This is a genomic window from Micromonospora sp. NPDC002411 (genome assembly GCF_053592955.1).
In genome coordinates this window covers 1-3,195 of the sequence record NZ_JBSFBM010000520.1, presented here as the reverse complement: position 1 = coordinate 3,195, position 3,195 = coordinate 1, and the positions used below count along the sequence as shown (strand labels likewise).

Annotated in this window: 2 protein-coding genes; both read right to left on the bottom strand. The window is 70.0% G+C overall.

Annotated features, from left to right (window positions below):
* A partial coding sequence (locus ACWCO3_RS33245; RefSeq protein ID WP_450013896.1) for a discoidin domain-containing protein occupies nt 1-941 on the bottom strand: 941 nt, incomplete at its 3' end.
* Nucleotides 942-1,128: 187 nt separating this feature from the next.
* The coding region (locus ACWCO3_RS33240) for a discoidin domain-containing protein (RefSeq protein ID WP_450013895.1) at nt 1,129-3,195 on the bottom strand (2,067 nt) is incomplete at its 5' end.

Here is a 3,195-nt window from a genome sequence, read left to right as displayed (position 1 = left end):
GAGGCGGTGATCGGTTTGCCGATCGCCAGGTTGCTCCCGGTCGGCGGGTTGCCGGTGCCGGTGCGCGTCACGGTGTTGCTGTTCGCCGACTGGTTGCCGGCCGCGTCCTTCGCCCGGACGTAGTACGACACCGTGGCGCTGTCCGCCTGGCTGTCGGTGTACGTGAGCGTCGAACCATTGACGCTGCCGCGCAGCGCGCCGTTGGCGTAGACGTCGTAGCCGGTCACGCCGACGTTGTCGCTCGACGCCGACCAGGTGAGTCGGATCTGCCCGCTGGCCGGCTGGGTGTACGCCAGGTTGCCGGGGGCGCTCGGGGCCTGGGTGTCGGTGCTGCCGGTGGCGCCGTACACCTCGACCTCGGAGAACTGCGCGGCCGGCCAGCCGGTGTTGCCGGTGACCTGCACCCGCACGTAGCGGGTGCTGGCGGCGGTGAAGCTGACGGTCGCGGTGTTGCCGCTGCTCGGGTTGAAGGTGTAGCCGGCGGACGCCTTCAGGGTGGTGAAGGACGAGCCGTTCGTCGAACCCAACACCGACAGCGTCTGCGTACGGGTCTGCCAGTCCGACGCGGGTGGCAGCTTGAGCACCACCCGGTCCACGCTGACAGTGGCGCCCAGGTCAGCCTGGATCCACTGCGGGAACGCGTTGTTGGCGCTCTCCCAGTAGGTCGACGCGTTGCCGTCGTTGGCGTTGCCCGCCACGTAGTTCTGGTTGTAGCTGCTGGCGGTCATGGTGGCGGAGAGCCCGGCGAGCATGGCCACCCGCGCGGCGGCCGCCGACGCGTCGACTGCCGGTGCCGCGCTCGCCGCGGGGATGGCGACCGGGGCAGTGGCGAGGAGCATCCCGGCGAGCACGCCGGCCAGTAGCCGCCGGTGTCCGGTGCGGGGGACGGGATTGGGCGCGCCGGGTGGCGGCGTGCCTCGTCTGGTGCCGTTGCTGGACATGGGGTCGCTACACCTCTTTCGGGGGTGGGTGTGGGGTGCGTTGCCCGGTGACGGGTGCAGGGGTACGCCCGTCGTTCCGCGACAGGTGGGGGACGGTGCGGTTGGGGCGGGCTGGACGGCCGACGCCGCGTTGCGTCGAACCGCCCCGGACCGGTGGCCCCGCCCCGGTCGGATGGGGCCACCGGCTCTAGCTGGAATAGACCTCGAACTCGCTGAGCTGGCCGGCCGGCCAGCCGCTGTTGCCGGTGACGGTCAGTCGCAGGTACCGCTGGGTGGTCGCCGTGAAGGTCACGGTGGCCGTGTTGCCGCTGGCCGGGTTGAAGGTGTAGCCCGCGGACGCCTTCACAGTGGTGAACGTCGAGCCGTTTGTGGAGCCGAGCACCGACAGCGTCTGCGTACGGGTCTGCCAGGCCGACGACGGGGGAAGTTTCAGCACGACCCGGGACACCGACCTTTCGGCGCCCAGGTCCACCGTCAGCGACTGCGGGAACGCGTTGTTGGCGCTCTCCCAGTAGGTGTTCGCGTTGCCGTCCACAGTGTTGGCGGCGACGTACACGTCGGAGTGGCTGGTCTCGGTGACCGATCGCCCGGCCGCCAGGTTGCCGCTGGGCGGCGGGGTGGTCGTGGGTGGCGGGGTGGTCGGGGGCGGGGTGGTGGTCGGCGGTGGTGTGGTGGTCGTGCCGCCGTACACCTCGACCTCGGAGAGTTGCGCCGCCGGCCAGCCGGTGTTGCCGGTGACGGTGACCCGGAGGTAGCGGCGGTCACCGGAGGGCAGCCCGATCGACACGGCGTTGCCCGAGCCGGGGGCGAAGACCCGACCGGCGGACGACGCCAGCGTGGAGTACGACGACCCGTCGGTGGAGCCGAGCACCGAGAGCGTCTGGGTGCGTTGCTCCCAACCGCTGGGCAGCTTGAGCACCACCCGGTCGACGGACCGGGACGCGCCCAGGTCGATGGTGACCGACTGCGGGAATGCGTTGTTGGCGCTCTCCCAGTAGCTGGCCGCGTTGCCGTCCACCACGTTGCCCGCCACGTAGTTCTGGTTGGTGCTGGTAGCGGTCGTCGACCGGCCCAGCGCCAGGTTCCCGCCGGTCGGGGGTGGCGTGGTCGGGGGTGGCGTGGTCGGCGGCGGGGTGGTGGTCGGTGGCGGCGAGGTGGGTCCGCCGCCCCACTGCGGGTTCGGCCACGGGCCGCAGTACGGGGTCGGGGTGTACCAGCCGGAGTTGCCGGAGCCCTGGGTGATCTGGAAGCCACCGCCCACGCAGTTGTGCATCGGGTTGCTCTGCGCGATGTTGGTGGCCCGCACGTTGGTGAAGGACACCTGGCTGGGTGCCTGCACCTGGAGCGCGTACGTGCCGGCGCCGTCGATCCGCACGTTGGAGAGGTTGATCCCGCTGGTCTGGCCCTCGATCCAGTGCAGCGCCGCGTACGAGCTGTCCAGGATGTCGGTGTCGGTGATGTTGATGGTGGCCTGCTGGAACGACTCGTTGAGGGCGGAGAACCAGATCGCCCCGACACCGAAGTTCCAGTTGTAGTCCGAGTTGCCGTTGCGGATCAACGTGTTGCGGGCGATCGTCCAGGTGCCCCGGACCGCGGTGTCGCCCTGCACACCCGGATAGCGGTTCGCGACGTGGATGCCGCCGCCGTTGGTCAGCGAGTCGGCCGTCACGTTGTCGGTGATCTTGATGTCCCGACCGCCGTAGCTGACCAGGTGGTTCGCCAGCAGCGTCACGCCGATGGTGTTGTGGGTGAAGGAGTTGTTGACGTTCGGCACGCTCTGCGCCCACATCGCCAACGCGTCGTCGCCCGTGTTGCGGACGAACGTGTTGGTGACCGTCGAGTTGGTCACGCCGGTGTGGAAGTTCACCCCGTCCGCGGTCTGGTCCAGGATCCGGCTGTTGCGGATGGTGAAGTTGTCCATCGGGCCGTCCATCCACGCCCCGACCTTGGTGTTCTCCAGCCACAGGTTGTCGACCACCGAGTTGGTCATCGCCCCGCCCAGCGCGTTCACCTGGTCGTCGTCGACCCGCTCGCGGATGTCGCCGATGATGGCGAAGTCCCGCAGCGTGACGTTGCGGCTCGGCCCGTTCGCCTCGTGCGCGCGGACCGGCCCGGTGTAGCCGCCACCGGGGACGTACTTGCCGTAGATGCCGACGGACCGGTTCCGCTCGGTGGGGTGTCGGCCGCCGAGCACCGAATACCAGGGACCGGCGCCACGCAGTGTCACCCCGTCGACCACCACGTGGTCCCAGAG